Below are 18,688 nucleotides of genomic sequence, written 5' to 3'. Positions count from 1 at the left end.
ATGGTGCAGATCTCTCAAGGCGTCGAGGCTGGCAGTGTTCTGGACCAAGGGAGTGGGAATGCAGTACTGCTGCTGCATGGTACTGCCCCAGGCACTACGGCCGAGGCGAACTTCCACCGGATGCTGCCGGCGCTGGAGGGTTACCGGGTGTTGGCGCCTGACCTCCTCGGCTTCGGTGCCAGTCCAAAGCCCCTCGATGTCGATTACGGGCCGAAGCTTTGGGCGGACCAGGCATGGGCGCTGCTCGACGACCGCCAAATCGAGACGGTCTCCATCATCGGTAACTCCGCCGGCGCGCGGGTTGCTTTAGAGATGACCACGCGCAGCCCGTCACGTATCAACTCGCTGACCCTACTGAGCACCCGTGTCCTCCCCTCACTCGGTCCTACGACAGTGCAGAGGCTTCTTCGCGCATACACCCCAAGCCGGACCGGGATGGCAGAACTGATTCGGGAGTGCTTTGTCACGGACACCGAACAGGTCACCGAGGAAGTCGTGGAGGCGCGGTACCGCAGCAGTGCCGCTCCCGGAGCCCACGAAGCCATGCAACGCATCTTCGCAGGAATGGGCAGCTGGGGCGTCGATCTCAAGGCCTTGGCAAACATCAGGAAACCCATCCTGGTCTTGCACGGAAGAGATGACCGAATCGTGCCGGAGGAGAACTCCGTGGCATTAGCCATGGCCGTTCCGCATGCGGACGTCCATTTACTGGCCAACACGGGGCACTGGCTGCAGCTGGAAAGAGCCAATCTTGTCAACAGCCTCATCGTCAACTTCCTGTCGGGCGTCTATGCCCGAGAGCGTTCTAATACCGAATCAAATTGGAGCAAAAAATGAAGAATCAAGCTGAGATCGCGGTCCTGTGCCTGTCGCACAGCCCGCAGATGGCACAGGATGTCGCCAAGGCCCAAGGACGGGTATTCCGCGAAGGCTTCGAGCGCGTCGCCGCCGCCGTCAAGGTCTATGACCCAACACTGGTCGTGTTCTTCGGACCGGACCATATGCGTGCCCTGGCAGGAATTGCGCCCTGCTTCACTCTGGTGGAAGAAGCGAGCGGATACGGCGACTGGGGCAGCCCCGAAGGCGAGTACGACGTCCCCCACGAGAAGGCATTGGAACTTGGTCGCTACTTGGCCGAAGCAGGCATCGACATAGCCATGGCCCCGGCCCTAAAGCTGGACCACGGCTTCGGGCAGTCCACCGGGGACCTGTTCGGATCGCTCTCCGCCGTTCCCATCCTGCCAATTATCATCAACTGCGTCGACCGTCCGCTTCCTCCAGCATCCCGTGCCGCCGCGATCGGCACAGCTGTCGGCGACTATCTGCGCAGTTCAGCAAAGCCAGGGGAACGAGTCCTTATTATCGGATCGGGAGGCATCTCCCACGCTCCGCCATCCCTCATTCCAGGTGCCCGCGACCTATCGGAGCAGCAGCGCCAGGCCCTGATTACCGAGAACATCGCCAAAGCGGCGGAAGCGATTAATCCGGAGTGGGACCAGAACTTCATGGCAACCCTTGCAGGTGCAGAATGGCGCTCTGTTGCCGCCATGACCGCCGAAGACTGGATCCCCGCCGGTACCGGCGGAGCGGAAGCCAGGACCTGGATCGCGTCAGCATTCGCAGGAAACGTGCCGCTCGAGACCGTCGTCTACGAACCAATCAAGGAATGGATCACAGGCATGGGAATCGTCGCCAGTACGAACCTGTTCGCGCGCTGATCGAGGGGCGCTGGCCGCCAGAGGCGGCCGGCGCTCATCGCAGACAACAATTCGCCCCGGTGCCCTCTGCACAACGATTGATAAGGAACCAAGATGGACAACGTCGTCACATCTACATCAAAAAGCGCTAGATCCGTCCGGAAGGTAGCTGCCGCCAGCTTTCTGGGTACAACTGTCGAATACTACGACTTCTTCATTTACGGTGCCGCCGCCGCCCTGGTTTTCCCTCGGGTCTTTTTTCCAGGGTTCGAGCCAGCCTCGAGCCTGTTGCTGTCCCTGGCCACTTTTGGAGTGGGATTCCTTGCCCGTCCGCTTGGAGGCGTTATTTTTGGTCATTTCGGTGACCGGATCGGGCGGAAAAAAATGCTGGTGCTGTCCCTTGTCGGCATGGGGGTGGCGACGGTCCTGACCGGACTGCTACCTGGCTATGCGGATATCGGCATCGCAGCGCCTCTTTTACTCACGTTCTTTCGGCTGGTTCAGGGATTCGCTCTCGGTGGCGAGTGGGGGGGTGCGACACTCATGGTCGTCGAGCATGCACCGGCCAACCGCAAGGGCTTCTACGGCGCATTCGCCCAGATGGGTGCACCCGCCGGAACGAGTCTGGGCACTATGGCCTTGTTCTTGGTCTCACTGCTGCCCGAGGAACAGTTCCTCAGTTGGGGATGGCGGTTACCCTTCGTCGCCAGCATTGTGCTTATCTTCGTGGGACTGGCGGTCCGCCTCTCCATCTCGGAAAGCCCCGAGTTCCAAGCCGTTCAGGCCAGCCAAGGCGCTCAGCGGATGCCCGTTCTGGAAGCATTCCGGAAGCATTGGAGAGAGATCCTGCTCGTTGCGGGCAGCTACCTTAGCCAGGGAGTGTTCGCCTACATCTGCTCCGTTTACCTGATTTCATACGCCACGACGGTGGTAGGAATCGGCAGGCCGTTCGCTCTGGCCGGCATCGCCCTGGCCGGGATCGTGGCCGTCGTGCTGTACCCGCTATTCGGCCATCTTGCGGACAGTTGGGGCCGCAAAAACACGTATCTGATTGGTGTCCTTGCGATGGGCTTTTCAATCGCGCCAGCATTCGCGCTGGTCAACACCGGCAACCCCGCACTATTTTTCCTCGCCGAGGTGATGGTATTCGGCATCGCCATGGCTCCTGCAGGAGGCGTCACCGGATCTTTGTTCACCATGGTCTTCGATGCAGATGTACGCTACAGCGGCGCATCGGTGGGCTACACGATTTCCCAGATCCTGGGTGGTGCATTCGCGCCGACAATCGCCGCGGCCCTGTACGCAACTAGCGGCTCCAGCAACTCACTGGTGTACTACCTGCTCGCCGCCTCGACAGTTTCGCTGGTATCCGTACTCCTGTTGCGGGATCGTAGGCGCACAGAACAGGCAATCCCGGTAGTTCTGCCAGTCAAAGCCCCCTAACAAGAGCTCTGGTCGGGGTGCGAACGCCAGTATTCGCGCCCCGCCCCGATCCTCGGGGCGGAGCTGCTTCACCTCCTCAGCCCGAGCGGGCCTACACCTACAGCGAGCCAGGCACGCCTGGTTGCCACGCACTCGGAATCAACCTACCCCTAAGCCGTTTCAAAGTGGTCGGGAAGGCATGTACAAAGGAAACTATCCATGGCCAACACCTCCGCGAACACCACTGCGTTCGGCAGCCTCCTGACGGCCATGGTCACACCGTTCACTGTTGACGGCAAAGTGGACTACCGGCAGGCGGGGGAACTGGCCTCAAAGCTGGTCGACGACGGCTGCGACGGCCTAGTCGTTACAGGGACCACCGGCGAGACCTCTACCCTCACTGACGAGGAGAATGTCGGGATGTTCCGTGCGGTGAAGGAAGCCGTTGGCGGTCGTGCCGCCGTCATCGCTGGCACCGGAACCAATGACACCGCGCACTCCGTGTCCCTTTCTCGGCAGGCAGCCGCCCTTGGAGTCGACGGCATGCTCCTGGTCACCCCGTACTACAACACTCCGAGCCAGGAAGGTATCCGCGCGCACTTCGAGACCATAGCTTCGTCGACGGACGTCCCAGTTATGCTGTACGACATTCCCGGCCGTTCTTCGATCCAGATTGCTCCGGACACCATGCTGCGTCTTGCAGGGCACCCGAACATCGTCGCGGTCAAGGACGCCAAGGCCGATTTCGCTGCCGCCACACGAATCATGGCAGAGACAGAACTGCTCTTCTATTCTGGCGACGACGGCTTGACCCTGCCATGGATGGCACTGGGCGCCGTTGGGCTTGTGGGCGTCACCACTCACATTGCGACCCGCCGGTTCCGCGAGCTAATAGACGCCGTTAACGCGGACGACCTCGGCACAGCCCGGAAGGTGAATCTTGAACTCGAACCTCTTGTCCGGGCGACGATGACCCGGGTGCAGGGGGCCGTTGCGGCCAAGCAGATTCTTAAGTGGCAGGGGGTCCTGCCCAGTTCGGTAGTCCGTTTGCCCCTCGTAGAGCCGGACGAAAAGGAAATCGCGATCATGCGGGAGGACTTGGCTGACGGAGGGCTGGGTTTCGACGTCTAGAGGGAGCCATGTCCGTTACCAAATCATCGAGGACAACGTGGCAAAGCCCTGCTTGCTGATCCCGCGACCAGCATTGGTGGCGACTCTGATCCGTCCTTGGCTGGGGTCAATGCAGGTTGTCCACGGCTGGAAATTGGGAGCCGTTGGGTAGCTCCCGGCAGCAGTAGCGGTGGATAACCGATGCGAATTGTCCCCGGCTGTGGGCGGCGGACCCGACTTCTCGTCCAAACGTAGATCGTTCCGATTCTTCCGAGGACCCAGTAGCCGCGCCCCGCGAAGCGAGGGGCGGGCTCGATAATCCACTAAGGACGTGCTGGGCGACCTTGAATCGGGGGACCTGAAGCTACTAAGCGTGGTGCGCACTAGAACTCAGTTGTTTGCACGGTGCCGTCGCGCGAAAAATTGCAGGGTCGGCAGCCAAGAATGCGCTATTGCTGGCTCTTGTCAGCCACGGTCAGCAATGAGGCTTTGAGCTTTGGGAGCGTTATGACCCGGGCAACCAATGCCATAGAAGCAACGGACGCCTGATGGGCAGCTTCGCTCGCTGCGGAGGTGGCGTCGGACAGGACGTATGTCTTGTACCCTAAGTCGGCAGCCTGACGAACGGCGGCCTCCACTGAGGCATTGGTAGCTACGCCGCAAACAACGACATTCTCGATACCGCGGGACTTGAGTACGTCGTTCAGTAAGGAACTACGATATCCGTATCGAGGACGGCTATCTCCGGAACGATGGCACAGCCTTCGCTGCCCTCCTTTAGGCAGCCTGCCTCTTTTAGCTAACTGCAGCAGAGGAACAGTAGGGTCAAGATCTGAAGAGTCGCTCGCGAAGGCCAGTCGCAGCGGAACCACAAGCCCACCGGCTCCTCGGACGGCAGCCATCGCGCTGTAGCATTTTGCGAGGATGTTGCGTGACCGAACTTCTGGGCTGCATAGCGATCCAAGAGCGGTCCCAGGTGAGACGATGTCATCCTGCAGGTCGACGACCAAGAGCGCGGTTGAAGCAGGGTTGAGAGTGTTCACTGAGCCGGCTCCTGATCTATTCGTTGGGCTTGACGATAGCTGGATGTGAAGCCGTCTGCGAGTCGAGACCCAGTGCACCATCAAATGCGAGATTCTCTCGTCTGATTCGTTTACAGCATGGGTTCAGGACGAGCTCCGACAGTTTCGCACTTGTAGTGGAGGCCGATCCACGGTGATGCCGTCAGGTCATAGTCGGGGGAGCGGTCAGGAGCTTCCTCTTTCTTGGTGTCTATCGTCGTCTCAGCAGACACTGTCTTTGCCTTCCGTTCCGGAGGAGTACCGCTCTAGGGGTTTGTCTCCTCACCTTGTGTGGATTCCATGGTCTGTGGGCGGCGGGCCTTCAGGACAGTAATGTTCATTGAACGAGCATTCATACGTTCTTCTTGCTCCGCTGGCTGAAGGTGTGCCGGATGCTGCCATTCATCAAGGACTTGGGGGAGCCAGGGTTGGGTCGAACCGACACCTGAAATCTGGGTGGGCAGCGATTGCTCGCGAGTTCCGCGCCAGCGACTCGAGCCCATACCTCGTCGTAAGCTGGCCCGTCCGACGCGGCTGAGCATCACTCTTTAAAAAGATGTAACTGGTGAGGCTGAATCCAGACTTCGTAGCCGTCCTTTTTATCGAGCAAAACTCGGCTGTCCACACCGTCGGGTGACAGCCAGAGCATCTTCGAATCGGGAGTGACTGCATCAACCAGTCCGGTTCGGACGAAGACCCCATATCTCCGGATCTCGACGGTGGCGGAAGCTAAGCGAAACCAGTCGTCAACTCTGAATCGTGGCAAGTGGTCGCCCTTCTTAGATGCCTTCAGCGGCGCATGTGTGGTCTACATGAAAATGGGGCGGTGGCGTGGGGCCAGGGGACCCACCTGTCTCCGGATGTGGTGGATTATGAGGCAGCTATCTGGTAAACGCGCTGCGGCCTGTTATCGCTCTGCCCACGACCAGGGTGTTGATTTCTTTTGTTCCCTCGTAGGTGTAGATCGCTTCGGCATCGGCGAAGAACCGGCCGACATCGTTTGAGAGGAGGATTCCGTTTCCTCCGGCAATTTCTCTGGCCGAGGCTACGGTTTCGCGCATACGCGAGCATGTCCAGGCTTTGGCCATGGCCGAGTCCTGGTCCCGGTAGACGCCCTCGTCCTGCTGTTGGGAGAGTCGGACGACCATGCCGAGTGAAGCGATGGTGTTGCCGAGCATCCCGACGAGTTTGTCCTGGATCATCTGGAACCCGGAGATGGGCCTGCCGAATTGTTGCCGGTCCGCGGCGTATTTCAGTGCTGCTTCGTACGCTCCTGCCTGCACGCCGGCGGCGAACCACGCCACGCCGGAACGCATGGAGCGGAGCAGGTCGGCAACGTCGGCGAAGGAATTGATGCGCGCCAGCCTGAACTCTTCTGTTACCTCGACGTTGTCCAGTGAGATGTCCGAGTTCTGGACCATGCGCAGCGACATCTTGCCGCCGATGGTTTTCAGGGTGACGCCAGGTGCGTCTGTTTTCACGAGGAAGGCTTTGATCTGGCCGTCGGCGACATCACGGGCAAGGACTGCGAGGTAGTCAGCGAATGCAGCGTTTCCGATCCAGCGTTTTTCCCCGTTGATGACCCAGGTGTTCCCGCTTCTGCGGGCGGATGTTGTTAGTCCGCCTGCGATATCGGAGCCGTGCTCTGGCTCGGTCAGTGCAAAAACGCCGGTCATTTCGAAGGAATCGATGAGCGGCAGCCATGTCTTGGCCTGGTCCTCGCTGCCTCCACGCAGCACGGTCGTCCGGAAGAGCCCGGACTGGCCGTTGTAGTACGTTGCCAGCGAGGCGTCCGTGCGGGCCAGTTCAAAGTTGCGGAAGCCTTCGTACAGGGACCGTGGTTTTGCGCCGCCACCGGTGAGGGATGCCGGTGTGATGAGGTCCAGTGCCGCCAAGGGCTTAATGAGGTGGGCGGGGAACTCGCCCCGCTCCCAGTAGTCGGCAAGCAGGGGCTGGGCTTCCGTTTCGAGGAATCCACGAAGTTTGAGGAGTTCTCCTTGCTCGGCATCGGTGAGCAGCGCTTCATAGTTCATGGGATCGCACTCGCCGTACAGGCGGGCCCGCAGAGTTGTTTTCTCGGACTGCGCGGTTTCGTGGGTGGCTGCGGTCATCGTGTTTCCTTCTGCATTCCGGGTTGGCTTGGGGTTAGTGGGTGTCCGGCGGGAGGATGCGCAGTTCGCGCCGGAGTAGTTTTCCGACAGGGCTGCGGGGCAGTTCTTCCCTTCGTTCAATCTGGCGCGGGAGTTTGAACCTGGCCAGGTGAGGGCGGAGGTAGTCCTGGAGCTCCTTGAGTTCGACATTGGACTCGGAGACGATCACGGCGGTAATGACTTCACCCCACAACGGATCCGGCCGCCCGACGACAGCAGCGTCCAGAATCCCGGGATAGCCGGCGATCAGGTGTTCGATTTCTGCCGGATCGACGTTCTCTCCGCCGGTAATGATGATTTCCTTCGAGCGGCCGGTGATGCAGAGGTCACCGTCGGCATCGATCACGCCCCTGTCGCCGGTAATGAGCCAGCCATCGACGAAGGCTGCCTCGGTTGCTTTGGTGTCCCGCCAGTAGGACGACGCCGTGTGTGGCCCGCGGACAAGGATCTCCCCGGTTTCCCCAGGCGGGAGGTCTTTTCCTTCCCTGGAGACGATGCGGACGTCCGTCAGCAGGGCGGGCGTTCCGGATGATTCTGCTTTGCCGGAGGCGTCGGAACGCCGCCGGAAGCTGATGGAGGGTCCTGCCTCGGTCATTCCGTAGGAAGCCAGCACGGGGACGTTCCGCGCAGACCAGAGGGCGACAAGTTCCGGTGGCATGGGCGCCCCGCCCCCGAGGATCCAGCGAAGGCTGGAGGTATCCGCGTCGGCGAAGCGAGGAGCTTGAGCCATCAGGGTAAGCATTGAGGGAACCGCGAACATGGTGGTGATTCCGTATTCGCTGATCTGTTCCAGGCAGCGGGATGCGTCGAACTTGCTGTCAATGATTACGCTTCCGCCCTTGTGCAGGGTCGCGACGGCAATCGTGTTCAGTGCGGCAATGTGGGAGAGCGGGGTGTTCACCAGTGTCACGTCGTCGCTGGCGATGTCCAGTCCCAGAAGGGTGTTGACACCGTTGAAGAACAGCGCGCTGTGGGTGAGGACGACGCCCTTGGGGTGCCCCGCGGTGCCGGATGTGTAGATGATGATGGCGGGGTCGTCGGCTTCCGGCCGGACTTCTCGGGCTTCCGCGCCGATGTTGAGCGGGATGGGTGGAAGGCCGTGGCGGGATTGGGCTTCGAGTTGGATAATGCGGATGGCGGTGTCCGTTCCGACAGCTTCGAGAGCCGTCGGAACGGAGCGTTCCGACACCAGGATTGTGGTTGCGGACAGATCGCGGAGGATGAACTTCACATCCGCGGCGGGAGCCGCAATTCCTATCGGGGTGAAGACTGCTCCGATGCGTGAACATGCATAGAGCGCCGTGAGTATTTCCGGGCGGTTCTCGCTGACGCAGACCACTCTGTCGCCTGCCCGGACGCCTTGGGACGTCAGGAACGCGGCTGCCGCATGGATCCGTTCGAGCAGTTCCCCGTAGGTGATGCGCGCCCCGTCGTGGACGATGGCGGTGCGCAGGGGCTGTCGGAGCGCCCGGCGCTCGACCAGCTCCCCGTATCTCAGCCCCGGGAACTGGCCCGTTTCCTGCCCGTGCAGGGCAGGGCCGTCGGAAGCTCCGGCAATACTCACAAGTGTCTCCATTGGCTAGATAGGGTAGTGGCGTTCTTCGGTTGAAACGGTAATCCACCGCAGTTCCGTGAACTCTTCCAGGGAAGCTGCGGAACCGAAACGCCCGAAGCCGCTGGACTTTACTCCGCCGAAAGGCATCTGTGCCTCATCGTGGACGGTGGCTCCGTTGATGTGGCAAATGCCCGACTGGATGCGCCGCGCGAGCCCCAGTCCCCGGCTGACGTCGCTGGTGAACAGGGCCGCTGCCAGGCCGTACTCCGAGTCGTTTGCAACTTCAATGGCTTCGTCGGCGCCGTCAACCTCAATGATGGGCGCCAGAGGGCCGAAGGATTCCTCGGTGTAGATCCTGGCAGCCTTGGTAACACCCGTGAGGACTGTTGCGGGGAAGTACAGTCCATCGGCTTCACCGCCGGTGAGGACGGTTGCACCCTTTTCGACAGCGTCGCGAACCAGAGCGGTGACGTGTTCGACGGACGCCTCGTGGACCAGCGGGCCGAGCTGCGTTGCCGGGTCCGCGGGATCGCCGACGACCAGCTTGGCGGCCCGCTCGGCCAGCAACTGGCTGAACTCCGCCGCGACGGCCTTGTCCACGATGATGCGTTCGGTGGACATGCAGATTTGGCCCTGGTTCATGAACGCCCCGAAGGAGGCTGCCGCCGCTGCGGCCTGAAGGTCGGCGTCTTTGAGCACGATGAACGGCGCTTTGCCGCCCAGTTCCATGACGGAACGCTTCAGGTTCCTCCCGGCCTTTTCGGCGATGATCCGGCCAACCTTCGTGGACCCGGTGAAGTTGATAACCCGTACCGCTTTATGGGTGACCAGGGCGTCGACGACCTCGGCGGCGTCTTCGGGTGCGTTGGTGATCAGGTTGGCCACGCCGGCAGGAAGACCGGCATCGATCAGGCATTCGATAATCGCGGAGTGCGTCGCCGGAGTCTCTTCGGAGGCTTTCAGTACCACGGTGTTCCCGAAAGCCAGCGGCATGGCCACAGCGCGCACTCCAAGGATCAGCGGCGCGTTCCACGGGGCGATACCGACAACGACGCCGACCGGTTCACGTACAGCCGTCGCGGAGAGTCCTGGCACGTCTGAGGGGATGACCTGGCCGACCGTTGAGTAGACCTGGGCGGCGGCTTCGCGGAGCATGTTGGCGGCGAGCATGGCGTTGAAGTGGCACCAGGCAGCTGCAGCTCCCATTTCCTTGCCCATGACGGCAGCAATGTCGTGGCTGCGCTCGGTCAGCAGCGCCGCAGCGGCCTCAAGGATCTTTCGTCGCTGGGCTGGCGGGGTGGCCGCCCATACCGGAGCTGCGGCAGCTGCAGCGTCCACGGCACGTTCCGCATCGGCTCGTCCAGCCGCCGCGACGGTAGCCACCGCCGCCCCGGTCAGACGCTGAATCTTGTCGAAGTAGCGTCCGCTGGCGGGATCAGCGGCCTCGCCGGCGATCCTGAGGGGAACCCTGACAATGTCTGTCGTTGTGGTCATCACGGACTCCTTACTCTGCGGTCGCGGTGGTGTAGGTGCCCAGGCCGGGCCGGTAGGTCTTCTCGTCCAGGAACTGCGTCATACCCTGTTCCCTGGCGTCGGTGTCGAACAGGATGGCCTGATCGTGCTTGGCATACAGGAAGTCTTCAGCAGTTTCCCAAGACATGAGCCGGGAGTGCCGGAAGCCCATCTTGGTACCGCGCACGACCCACTGGCTGAGGCTCGTGAGCTGCCTGGCCAGCGCGATGGTGCGTTCGCGCAGCTGATCGGCCGGGACGGCCTCGTTGACCAGCCGCATTTGGGAGGCCCGACGGCCATCGAACTGTTCGCCGGTCATGATGTAGTACATCGCGTCCCGGGTCGGGATGGTCTCGGCCAGGGCCCGGGTCACCAGGTTGCCGGGAGTGACGCCCCAGTTCACTTCGGAAAGGCCGAAAGTTGCATCCTCGGCGGCAATGGCCAGGTCGCAGGAAACCAGGGGCACAAAGGCGCCACCGAAGCACCAGCCGCTGACCATGGCGATGGTCGGCTTGGGGTAGCTGAGCAGTTTGCGGTACTGCCAGTTCGTCCCCTCGGTGCGGACCTTGTTCTGTATTGAACGGGGCTTGCCGTCCGTTTCGCGGAAATACTCCTTCAGGTCCATCCCGGCGGACCAGGACTCCTCGGTTCCGGTCAGGACCAGGACTGCGCACCGGTCATCCGTTTCGAGGTATTCCAGCGTGGCGTACATTTCGCGGTTCAGCGTCGGATTCATCGCATTGCGCTTTTCCGGGCGGTTGAAGCGGACCCAGGCGATGCGGTTCTCGTCGAACTCGACGAGAACGGTGTTGCCCCAGGGCTCCTGGGGAGTGGTGTTTTCAACTGTCATGACAATCCTTCAGCGGAATGGTTGGGTGGGATGTGGTCCGGCTTCGGCCCGTCAAAGGATGCGCCGGGTTTCGGAATGAGTATCAGTGTTTCTGATACAAGAGATATCAGGCATTCTGATAAGCTGTCAACCATGTCTGCAGAAGTTTTCGGTGCCGGCCGTCCCGGGGAGCACGCTACTGACGAGCCGCACGCCCGTGTGACCTATCTGGTGAAGCGCCTGGAGTCGGCGGTCCGGCGGGACCTGGATGCGATCATGCAGGAACAGGGGCTGACCACCCCGCAATACGCCGCCCTGAGTATCTTGAGGAGAAGTCCGGGGCTTTCATCGGCCCAGCTGGCCCGCCGGTCTTTCGTCACCGCCCAGTCGATGCAGGTAATGGTCGCCGCTTTCGAGCGCAGTGGCTTCATCGAGCGGCGTGCCGATGCGGGGCATCAGCGGATTCTGCGTAACTTCCTCACGGCCGCGGGCGAAGCTGTCCTGGCACGCAGCGAGGAAGCCGCCGACCGAATCGAGAAGCAGATGCTCGCCGGGCTCAGCGACGCCCAGATCAGGCGGCTGCGCGAAACCATGGAGGCCTGCGTCCAGAACCTTCTGGCCGACGGGCCTGAACCGCTGCGCTAGGCGGGCTGCGGTGCTGCCCTGCCGTATACCGTCTAGCTCCCTGCCTGCCGGTGCAAACGGGGGCTGATGGTGGAGGCGGCGTGGCTGCCGGCGAGGGCGTGGGAGAGTCCGCGCGCGGCCATCTGCACGAGGAGCTTCATCTCTTTCAGGTCCCTTGCCCCCGGCGAACTCAGGAGTGACACCGCTGCGATGCCCACTTCCGGCGGACCGAATACGGGGGCCGCGCAGGAAACTGAACCCGGGGTCAGCTCATTCTCTGACGTGGCCACGCCATCGTTCCTGATGCGGTCCAGTTCCAGACGAAGGACCTCCGGGTCGGTATGGGTATTCGTTGTATAACGGGCCAAGGGTGAAGCCAGCACGGCATCCCGGATCGCAGGTTCGGCGTATGCCAGCAAGACCTTTCCGGAGGAGCTTGCGTGAAGCGGCAGCCTGCCCCCGGCCCGGCCGGCCGCGGGCACGCCGCGGGTTCCGGCGATCCGCTCTATCAAAAGAGCATCATTGCCGTCCATGACGGCGATGAGCACATGCGCCTTCGTCGTTTCCCAGAGGCTTTGGAGGAATGGCATGGCCGCCTCCCTCAGGCCGTAGCTGCGGTTGGACCTTGCCGCGATCTCCCAGAGCCTGACTCCGATGGCATAGCCGCCGCCGGATGTGCGCTCGAGGCCGCCCCAGATGACCATGTCCTGGATGAGGCGATGGACCGTGCTGGTGGGCAGGGCCGTGAAACGGGCGATATCGGACATCGACAGCACCGTGCGCTCCCCGGCGAAGGCGTCCAGAACGAGAAAAATTTTCGCGGACACCGACTGCCCAGGAGTTGAGCTGTTGCCCGCCATTGGACGCTCCTTAGATGTCAGAGGCTCTTATTCACCTCTGCAGGATAGTTTCCCACTGAGTGGGCATGAGTGTCACCCGTCACATCAGAGGCTCTTATATTGAAGTCAACGGCGTGATGCCGGCCCCCAAACATCCCACAGGAGTGAAATAGTGACCAGGACAATGATGTCAGCCCGTATGCACGAGGTTGGAGCGCCGATGGTGCTGGAAGAAGTTCCCCTTCCCGAGCCCGGCCCGGCGGACGTGCGGGTATCGGTGCAGGCCTGCAACATCGTGCCGAACCTTGCGAACATTCTCGCGAACTGGACGACATGGTTTCCGCAGAACCCCCTTCCCGCCCTGCCGGCCATTTTCGGTCTTGACCCGGCAGGTGTCGTCGAAGCGGTGGGCTCCGACGTCCACGGGTTCGCGCCGGGGGACCGGGTGTACGTCAACCCGGGTCGGTATTGCGGCGGATGCCTGGCTTGCCGGAGGGGAGACCATATCAACTGCACCAGCTACGCATTCTCCGGCTACTTCGGCTTTACGCCGACGGCTACCAAAATGTTGGATCGCTACCCCTACGGTGGGCTGGCCGAGTACATGATCGCCCCGCAGTATGCACTGGTCAAACTGCCGGATTCGGTCAGCTTCGAACACGCCGCCCGCTTCGGCTACCTGGGCACCGCATACTCCGCGCTGCGCAAAACCAACGTCGGGACCGACACCACCGTGCTCATCAACGGCATCAGCGGAACCCTCGGCCTCGGGGCCGCCCTGTACGCACTCGCTCTCGGCGCCACGCAAATCCTGGGCACCGGACGTGACCGCGCCCTGCTGGAAAGGGTCCGTGCCCTGTCGCCCGAGCGGATCCAGACGTTCTCCAGTCTTGACGGACCGATCGATGAATGGGTGCACAGCGTCACGGACGGCGGAGTCGACGTCCACATCAGCGCTCTTGGACCCGGTACACCGCACGATCCCTTCATCCAGGGTATGAAATCTCTGCGCCGCGGCGGAAAGGCCGTCAACATCGGCGCGACCGCCGGGGACGTCCCCATCGACGTTCACCACATGATGGACCAGCAGCAGCAGCTGATCGGCTCCGTCTGGTTCACCGCAGGGGAGGGCCAGGACATGGCAGCCATGGCTGCCAACGGCATGGTCGACCTGTCCATCTTCGAAAACGTGGTCTACCCGCTGGCGAAGGTCAACGACGCAATCAACGGCATCGAGAACCGCCACGGCGGCTTCAGTAACTACATCATCAGCCCGAACGAAAAGTAGGACAACGCCATGACCGCCAACGAGCTGCAGTTCGATCCCGCCCGCACGGCACTGGTAAACGTGCACTGGCAGCGGGACATTGTGACCGCTGAGGGGGCGTTCGCTCCTTTCTTCGCCGAGGCCGTTCAGCGGCACGGCGTCATTGACAGCACCCGGAGTCTGGTCCAGGCCGCCAGGGAAGCCGGTGTCCCGGTCATCTGGGCACGTGCTGCCTTCCGGCCGGGCTACCCCGAACTCATCATGAACACCGGACTCAGCCATGCCATCAAGGACCTGAACGCCCTCGTGGAAGGAAGCCCCGGAGCCCAGATCATTGAGGAGTTGACTCCGCTGGATACCGAACCGGTGGTCAGCCACCCCGGCACTTCCGCGTTCCCGGACACGCCCCTGCACGCGATCCTGCGCCGCCTCGGCGTGGAGACGGTCCTCTTCACCGGTGTCGCCACCAACATCACTGTGGAAGGCACGGCACGGGATGCCGTCAATCTCGGGTACCACGCCGTGATCGTCTCGGACGGCTGCGCCGCAGCCACCGACGCCGCGCACGACGCCACCCTTGAGACCTTTTCGCTGCTGGGGCAAACAGCCACCATCGACGAAATCCAGGCCGCGCTGCAGGGCGTCGCGGCACAGCCGGCCGTTTCGGCCCGCTAGCCGGGGGCCTCACGTCCCTGTCGTGTTCTACCGTGCGGTCCCCGCCTGGGGACCGCACCCACCCGCTGTTTCACCCCGTCGAAGGAAAGAACATGCCCAAAAATCGAATCAGGTCCTCCGCGATGACGCTTGGGGCCGCCGCCGCGCTGATCCTCTCCTTGGCCGGCTGCGCAGGTTCCTCCGCAGGCCAGTCAGGCGAAGGCCTTGACAGTGCCGACCAGCAGGCGTTGTCGCAGGCGAAAGACTTTGTCGAAAAGTCCCAGTCGAAGGTCACCGACGTGGCCCTGGCCTCGAGCTCGCCCGCTATCGTCAAGGACATCTCCATCGTCGTTATCCCCTGCACGTACGCGGCAGAGGGGTGCAAACGTGTGGCTGATTCCGTGCAGGAGGCTGGCAAGACGCTGGGCTGGGAGACCCGCATGATTGACCCGGCCGGAGACCCGGAAAAGATGCGCCAGGCCATCCGCACGGCCATGCAGCTCAAAGTGGACGGCATCGTGCTCGGCGCGATTCCGGAAATCCTGGTCAAGGACGACGTCGCCCTCGCTCGCGCCGCGGGAATCAAGGTCGTCAACGCCATGGAGCCCAACTCCAAGGAATTCTCTGACGCGCAAACCGGCACCGACAACGTTCAGGCCGGCCGCATGAACGCAGCGCTGCTCGCTGTCCAAACCGGGGGCCTTGGCCGCGTCATCACCATCAATGATCCGCAGTTCCCCGCGGTCATTGGCTGGCATAAGGGCTTCACCGAAGGGCTCAAGGAATTCTGCCCCTCGTGCACCATCGTCAAGGAGATGGAATTCCAGTTGTCCGGACTGCAGACCACCCTGCCCCAGGAATTCCAGGCAACATTGACGGCCAACCCCGACGTCAACGCGGTCTGGGCAGCCTACGATCCCGTCGTCACTGCCATCACCCCCGTCATCGAACGCTCCTCCAATCCCGATATCAGGGTTGTGTCCCAGAACGCTGACCCCTCTGCTCTGAAAGACTTGAAATCAGGGGACAAGCCGGTCCTGGGCTCGGTCGGGTATTCCATCGAGTGGATCGGCTACAGCGCAGTTGACCAGATGAACCGGTTGTTCAGCGGTTCCCTCCCGGACGCTGACCGCCTACGGACGGTGCCGAACAAGCTGATCACCTCTTCGAATGTCACCACCGTGCCGTGGGATGGCGACGCTGACTGGAAAAACGCGTTCCTCACCGCATGGAAATCGGCCAAGTAGCAGCCCGGGCCCGGATTCAGGACACCAAGATGACCAACTACGCCGTCGCCTGCGAAGACCTGAGTATTTCCTTTGGCGCCACCAAAGCACTCAAGTCGGTGACCACTGGCTTTGAACGGGGCAAGATCACGGCGCTGCTGGGGATGAACGGTTCCGGCAAGTCCACGCTGATCAAGATCCTCGCGGGAATTTACCGGCCCGGTCCCGGGTCCAGGATCACGATCGCGGGGTCCACGATCGCGGGGCACCTGACACCGCAGCGATCCCATGCCTTGGGGATGAGGTTCCTCCACCAGGAAGTCGGATTGGTGGAGGCCCTGACCGTATCGGACAATTTCGCCTTGACCGGGCGCTTCAAGGCCCCTTTCGCGCTGGGCCCCATCGCCCAGCGGGAGCAGGACGATTTCGTGGCCCAGGTGCTGCAGCGTTTCGACCTCCCCGTTCATCCTCAATCCAAGGTCGCCGACCTGAGCCCGACCCTGCGGACAATGGTAGGGATGGCCCGGGCGTTCCAGCACTCCGGCGATGATGAGGACGTGTTCGCCAGGAACGTCCTGGTTCTGGATGAACCAACGGCATCTCTGCCCACCGATGAGGTCCACGCGGTCATGGCTACCGTCGAACGGCTCCGCGATCATGGCGGCACGGTCATTTACGTCAGCCACCGCACCGAGGAAGTCAAACGGCTGGCTGACAATCTCGTCGTCCTTCGGGACGGCGAGGTCGTTGTCGAAGAGGCGGTTGAACACCTGCAGATCCCCGACATCGTCACCAGGGTCGTAGGAAAATCCATCGCAGCCAAGGAACCCCGTCAGAACAATCTCACCGCCGCACCTGTCGTCTTCGAGGTCAACACTCTGCACGGGACCAGGCTCCGCGACGTCAACCTGGAAATTCGTGCAGGTGAGATCCTCGGCGTCGCGGGACTGGTGGGGTGCGGCCGGAGCGAACTGATCCGTCTCCTTTCCGGCGCGCAACGCCCCACCCAAGGAACCATGGAACTCAAGGGCAAGCCGTACCACCCCACGCACCCGGCAACGGCAGTGAAACGGGGCGTTGTCTCCGTGCCGCAGGACCGCCGAGCTGAAGGATGCATCTTGGGCATGGCCACCACCGACAACCTGACCATGGGCGGCCTGAACACCTTCTACAAGGGTGGACTCCTGCGCCTGAAATCCGAATCCCTCTCAGCCCAGGGGCTCGCCGAAACCTACCGGGTAAAGGCCGGGGACATCCGGTCCCCCATCAGCACCCTCTCGGGCGGTAACCAGCAAAAGGTCGTTATCGCCAGAGCAGCCAGTAAGGCGACCGAAGTGCTCTTGCTTGACGAGCCCACGCAAGGCGTCGATGCCCTGGCCAAGCAGGAAATCTGGCACATCATCCGTGGATTCGCAGCAACTGGAAAAGCCGTCATCGTTGCATCGACCGACTTTGATGAGTTTGTCGGCCTCTGCGACCGCGTCATCGTCCTGGACCGCGGAGTCATTGCCGCTTCCGCCGAAGGGCCCGACGAAATCACCGAAAAGCAGCTTGCACTCCTGTGTGCAGGAGCGGACCAATGACGTCCCGCAGCCCGTCACCATCTACGAAAAGGATGACCACCGCCATGGTTTCCACCATCACGAAAGTCCGGCCAGAGCCGGGTACGGCACGGACCCGGCAGGGACCGGCCGCATTTCTCACCCGCTACGGCGTTATCGTTTTTCTGGTTCTCCTCTTCACCATTTTTGCGTTGCTGATGCCCCGGACCTTTCCAACGTCAGGGAACCTTCTGGCGATCGTCGCCGACCAGTCCATACCCATCATCCTGGCGCTTGCGGCCATCCTTCCCCTGGCCGCAGGGGAATTTGACCTCTCCATCGCAGCGGTTCTGGGCTTTTCGTCCATTCTTTCCATCGCCTTATCGAACGCCGGGCTGCCCCTGCCGCTGGTACTGGCGGGAACTCTCATTCTCGGTCTGCTGGTCGGAGCCGTGAATGCCTTCTTCGTCGTCAAAATCGGCATTAATGCCTTTATCGGAACGCTGGCAATGGCGACCATCCTCGCGGGTCTGAACCTGTTGCTCACCCGCGGATCACTGATGACCCTTGAATCCGAACAGTTCGCCAGGCTCACCAGCGTGCCCGGCTCCCGGATCCAGATCGTCATTGCGTACGCGCTCGTTCTCGTGCTGGCCGTCTGGTATCTGCTGGAGCGCACACCTTTCGGCCGGTACCTGCGGGCCACGGGCATGGGTCGCCCGGCAGCCCGCCTCAGTGGCGTGCGAACCGAGCGCTACCTCACATCCTCGTTCGTGCTCGCAGCGCTGCTTGCCTCCTTTGCCGGATTCCTGCTGGCATCCCGGTCCGGAAGTGCACCGCCGACCCTGGGGCCGGAGTTCCTCTTGCCGGCCTACGCCGCCGCATTCCTTGGGGCGGCCACCATACGCCCGGGCTTCTTCAATGTATGGGGCACAGTCGTCGGGGCATTCCTCCTGGCTGTGGGCAGCAATGGCCTGACTCTGATGGGCGCCCAGACCTGGGTGGCGAATGTCTTCAACGGAGTGGCCCTGCTCGCAGCAGTGTCGGCCTCCGTGATCGTGGCCCGCAGAGGAGTCAACGGCCGGGCATAACCGTCCAAAGGGTCCCGGATGTGTGAATCACCTGCACATCACGAAAAATGATGGGTCAGCTGCATGGGTAAGCGGTCCCCGGGCTAATGCCTTGGGACCGCTTACTTGTG

General features: G+C 62.1%; 16 protein-coding genes. 10 read left to right on the top strand and 6 right to left on the bottom strand.

Going from position 1 to position 18,688, the window contains the following annotated elements; translation table 11 throughout:
• The 4 genes from QRN11_RS14490 to dapA all read left to right on the top strand — a co-directional run bounded on the left by QRN11_RS14490 (window position 1) and on the right by dapA (window position 4,250).
• A complete protein-coding gene (locus QRN11_RS14490; RefSeq protein WP_285313318.1) occupies window positions 1-837 on the top strand; it encodes an alpha/beta fold hydrolase in 837 nt (278 codons plus the stop codon).
• Window positions 834-1,718 carry a DODA-type extradiol aromatic ring-opening family dioxygenase gene (locus QRN11_RS14485; RefSeq protein WP_285313317.1) on the top strand — a complete coding sequence of 295 codons (885 nt, stop codon included), beginning with the start codon at window positions 834-836 and terminating at the stop codon, window positions 1,716-1,718. Before QRN11_RS14490 ends, QRN11_RS14485 begins: the two co-directional genes overlap by 4 nt.
• Before the next feature lie 93 nt (window positions 1,719-1,811).
• The gene (locus tag QRN11_RS14480) at window positions 1,812-3,140 is read left to right on the top strand and encodes an MFS transporter (RefSeq protein ID WP_285313316.1); all 1,329 of its coding nucleotides are present in this window, start codon (window positions 1,812-1,814) and stop codon (window positions 3,138-3,140) included.
• A 198-nt stretch (window positions 3,141-3,338) separates the two neighbouring features.
• Window positions 3,339-4,250: a 4-hydroxy-tetrahydrodipicolinate synthase gene (gene dapA / locus QRN11_RS14475; RefSeq protein WP_285313315.1), complete on the top strand. Its 912-nt coding sequence runs from the start codon at window positions 3,339-3,341 to the stop codon at window positions 4,248-4,250.
• A 428-nt stretch (window positions 4,251-4,678) separates the two neighbouring features.
• Here dapA and QRN11_RS22545 read toward each other — a convergent pair whose 3' ends face one another.
• From QRN11_RS22545 to QRN11_RS14455, 5 genes are all read right to left on the bottom strand, one after another.
• Entirely contained in the window at window positions 4,679-5,353 is a 675-nt protein-coding gene (locus QRN11_RS22545) for a cysteine hydrolase family protein (protein ID WP_350223992.1), read from the bottom strand.
• 818 nt (window positions 5,354-6,171) lie between these two features.
• Complete coding sequence (locus QRN11_RS14470; protein WP_285313314.1) at window positions 6,172-7,401, bottom strand: acyl-CoA dehydrogenase family protein; 1,230 nt, start codon at window positions 7,399-7,401, stop codon at window positions 6,172-6,174.
• A 34-nt stretch (window positions 7,402-7,435) separates the two neighbouring features.
• Window positions 7,436-9,004, bottom strand: a complete 1,569-nt coding sequence (locus tag QRN11_RS14465; protein ID WP_285313313.1) for a class I adenylate-forming enzyme family protein — start codon at window positions 9,002-9,004, stop codon at window positions 7,436-7,438.
• 15 nt (window positions 9,005-9,019) lie between these two features.
• Window positions 9,020-10,489: an aldehyde dehydrogenase gene (locus QRN11_RS14460; protein WP_285313312.1), complete on the bottom strand. Its 1,470-nt coding sequence runs from the start codon at window positions 10,487-10,489 to the stop codon at window positions 9,020-9,022.
• A gap of 10 nt (window positions 10,490-10,499) precedes the next feature.
• Window positions 10,500-11,357 (bottom strand): p-hydroxycinnamoyl CoA hydratase/lyase, encoded by an 858-nt coding sequence (locus QRN11_RS14455; protein WP_285313311.1) that lies wholly within the window; start codon window positions 11,355-11,357, stop codon window positions 10,500-10,502.
• A gap of 132 nt (window positions 11,358-11,489) precedes the next feature.
• On the opposite strand from QRN11_RS14455, the gene QRN11_RS14450 reads away from it, so the two are divergent.
• Window positions 11,490-11,981, top strand: a complete 492-nt coding sequence (locus QRN11_RS14450; protein ID WP_285313310.1) for a MarR family winged helix-turn-helix transcriptional regulator — start codon at window positions 11,490-11,492, stop codon at window positions 11,979-11,981.
• A gap of 32 nt (window positions 11,982-12,013) precedes the next feature.
• Here the strand turns inward: QRN11_RS14450 and QRN11_RS14445 are convergent, their stop codons facing one another.
• Window positions 12,014-12,820, bottom strand: coding sequence for an IclR family transcriptional regulator (locus tag QRN11_RS14445; protein WP_285313309.1), 807 nt, complete (start codon window positions 12,818-12,820; stop codon window positions 12,014-12,016).
• Window positions 12,821-12,971: 151 nt separating this feature from the next.
• Here QRN11_RS14445 and QRN11_RS14440 point away from each other — a divergent pair, with 151 nt between their 5' ends.
• The 5 genes from QRN11_RS14440 to QRN11_RS14420 all read left to right on the top strand — a co-directional run bounded on the left by QRN11_RS14440 (window position 12,972) and on the right by QRN11_RS14420 (window position 18,578).
• Window positions 12,972-14,087, top strand: a complete 1,116-nt coding sequence (locus QRN11_RS14440; RefSeq protein WP_285313308.1) for an alcohol dehydrogenase catalytic domain-containing protein — start codon at window positions 12,972-12,974, stop codon at window positions 14,085-14,087.
• 9 nt (window positions 14,088-14,096) lie between these two features.
• Window positions 14,097-14,741, top strand: a complete 645-nt coding sequence (locus QRN11_RS14435; RefSeq protein ID WP_285313307.1) for a cysteine hydrolase family protein — start codon at window positions 14,097-14,099, stop codon at window positions 14,739-14,741.
• Window positions 14,742-14,833: 92 nt separating this feature from the next.
• Entirely contained in the window at window positions 14,834-15,967 is a 1,134-nt protein-coding gene (locus QRN11_RS14430) for a sugar ABC transporter substrate-binding protein (protein WP_285313306.1), read from the top strand.
• Window positions 15,949-17,529 carry a sugar ABC transporter ATP-binding protein gene (locus QRN11_RS14425; RefSeq protein WP_285313305.1) on the top strand — a complete coding sequence of 527 codons (1,581 nt, stop codon included), beginning with the start codon at window positions 15,949-15,951 and terminating at the stop codon, window positions 17,527-17,529. The genes QRN11_RS14430 and QRN11_RS14425 overlap by 19 nt, the downstream gene beginning before the upstream one ends.
• A 44-nt stretch (window positions 17,530-17,573) precedes the next feature.
• Window positions 17,574-18,578, top strand: coding sequence for an ABC transporter permease (locus QRN11_RS14420; RefSeq protein ID WP_285313304.1), 1,005 nt, complete (start codon window positions 17,574-17,576; stop codon window positions 18,576-18,578).
• Window positions 18,579-18,688: the final 110 nt, after the last annotated feature.

Source organism: Pseudarthrobacter sp. fls2-241-R2A-168 (assembly GCF_030209335.1).
GTDB lineage: Bacteria > Actinomycetota > Actinomycetes > Actinomycetales > Micrococcaceae > Arthrobacter.
This window is presented reverse-complemented; position numbering and strand designations above follow the sequence as displayed.

Excerpts from the sequence above, each read along its gene's own strand:
- QRN11_RS14460 (WP_285313312.1), bottom strand. The coding sequence starts at position 10,489 with ATGACCACAACGACAGACATTGTCAGGGTTCCCCTCAGGATCGCCGGC.
- QRN11_RS14450 (WP_285313310.1), top strand. The coding sequence starts at position 11,490 with ATGTCTGCAGAAGTTTTCGGTGCCGGCCGTCCCGGGGAGCACGCTACT.
- QRN11_RS14435 (WP_285313307.1), top strand. The coding sequence starts at position 14,097 with ATGACCGCCAACGAGCTGCAGTTCGATCCCGCCCGCACGGCACTGGTA.
- QRN11_RS14485 (WP_285313317.1), top strand. The coding sequence starts at position 834 with ATGAAGAATCAAGCTGAGATCGCGGTCCTGTGCCTGTCGCACAGCCCG.
- QRN11_RS14430 (WP_285313306.1), top strand. The coding sequence starts at position 14,834 with ATGCCCAAAAATCGAATCAGGTCCTCCGCGATGACGCTTGGGGCCGCC.
- dapA (WP_285313315.1), top strand. The coding sequence starts at position 3,339 with ATGGCCAACACCTCCGCGAACACCACTGCGTTCGGCAGCCTCCTGACG.
- QRN11_RS14455 (WP_285313311.1), bottom strand. The coding sequence starts at position 11,357 with ATGACAGTTGAAAACACCACTCCCCAGGAGCCCTGGGGCAACACCGTT.
- QRN11_RS14480 (WP_285313316.1), top strand. The coding sequence starts at position 1,812 with ATGGACAACGTCGTCACATCTACATCAAAAAGCGCTAGATCCGTCCGG.
- QRN11_RS22545 (WP_350223992.1), bottom strand. The coding sequence starts at position 5,353 with ATGGTGCACTGGGTCTCGACTCGCAGACGGCTTCACATCCAGCTATCG.
- QRN11_RS14490 (WP_285313318.1), top strand. The coding sequence starts at position 1 with ATGGTGCAGATCTCTCAAGGCGTCGAGGCTGGCAGTGTTCTGGACCAA.
- QRN11_RS14445 (WP_285313309.1), bottom strand. The coding sequence starts at position 12,820 with ATGGCGGGCAACAGCTCAACTCCTGGGCAGTCGGTGTCCGCGAAAATT.
- QRN11_RS14470 (WP_285313314.1), bottom strand. The coding sequence starts at position 7,401 with ATGACCGCAGCCACCCACGAAACCGCGCAGTCCGAGAAAACAACTCTG.
- QRN11_RS14425 (WP_285313305.1), top strand. The coding sequence starts at position 15,949 with ATGGAAATCGGCCAAGTAGCAGCCCGGGCCCGGATTCAGGACACCAAG.
- QRN11_RS14420 (WP_285313304.1), top strand. The coding sequence starts at position 17,574 with ATGGTTTCCACCATCACGAAAGTCCGGCCAGAGCCGGGTACGGCACGG.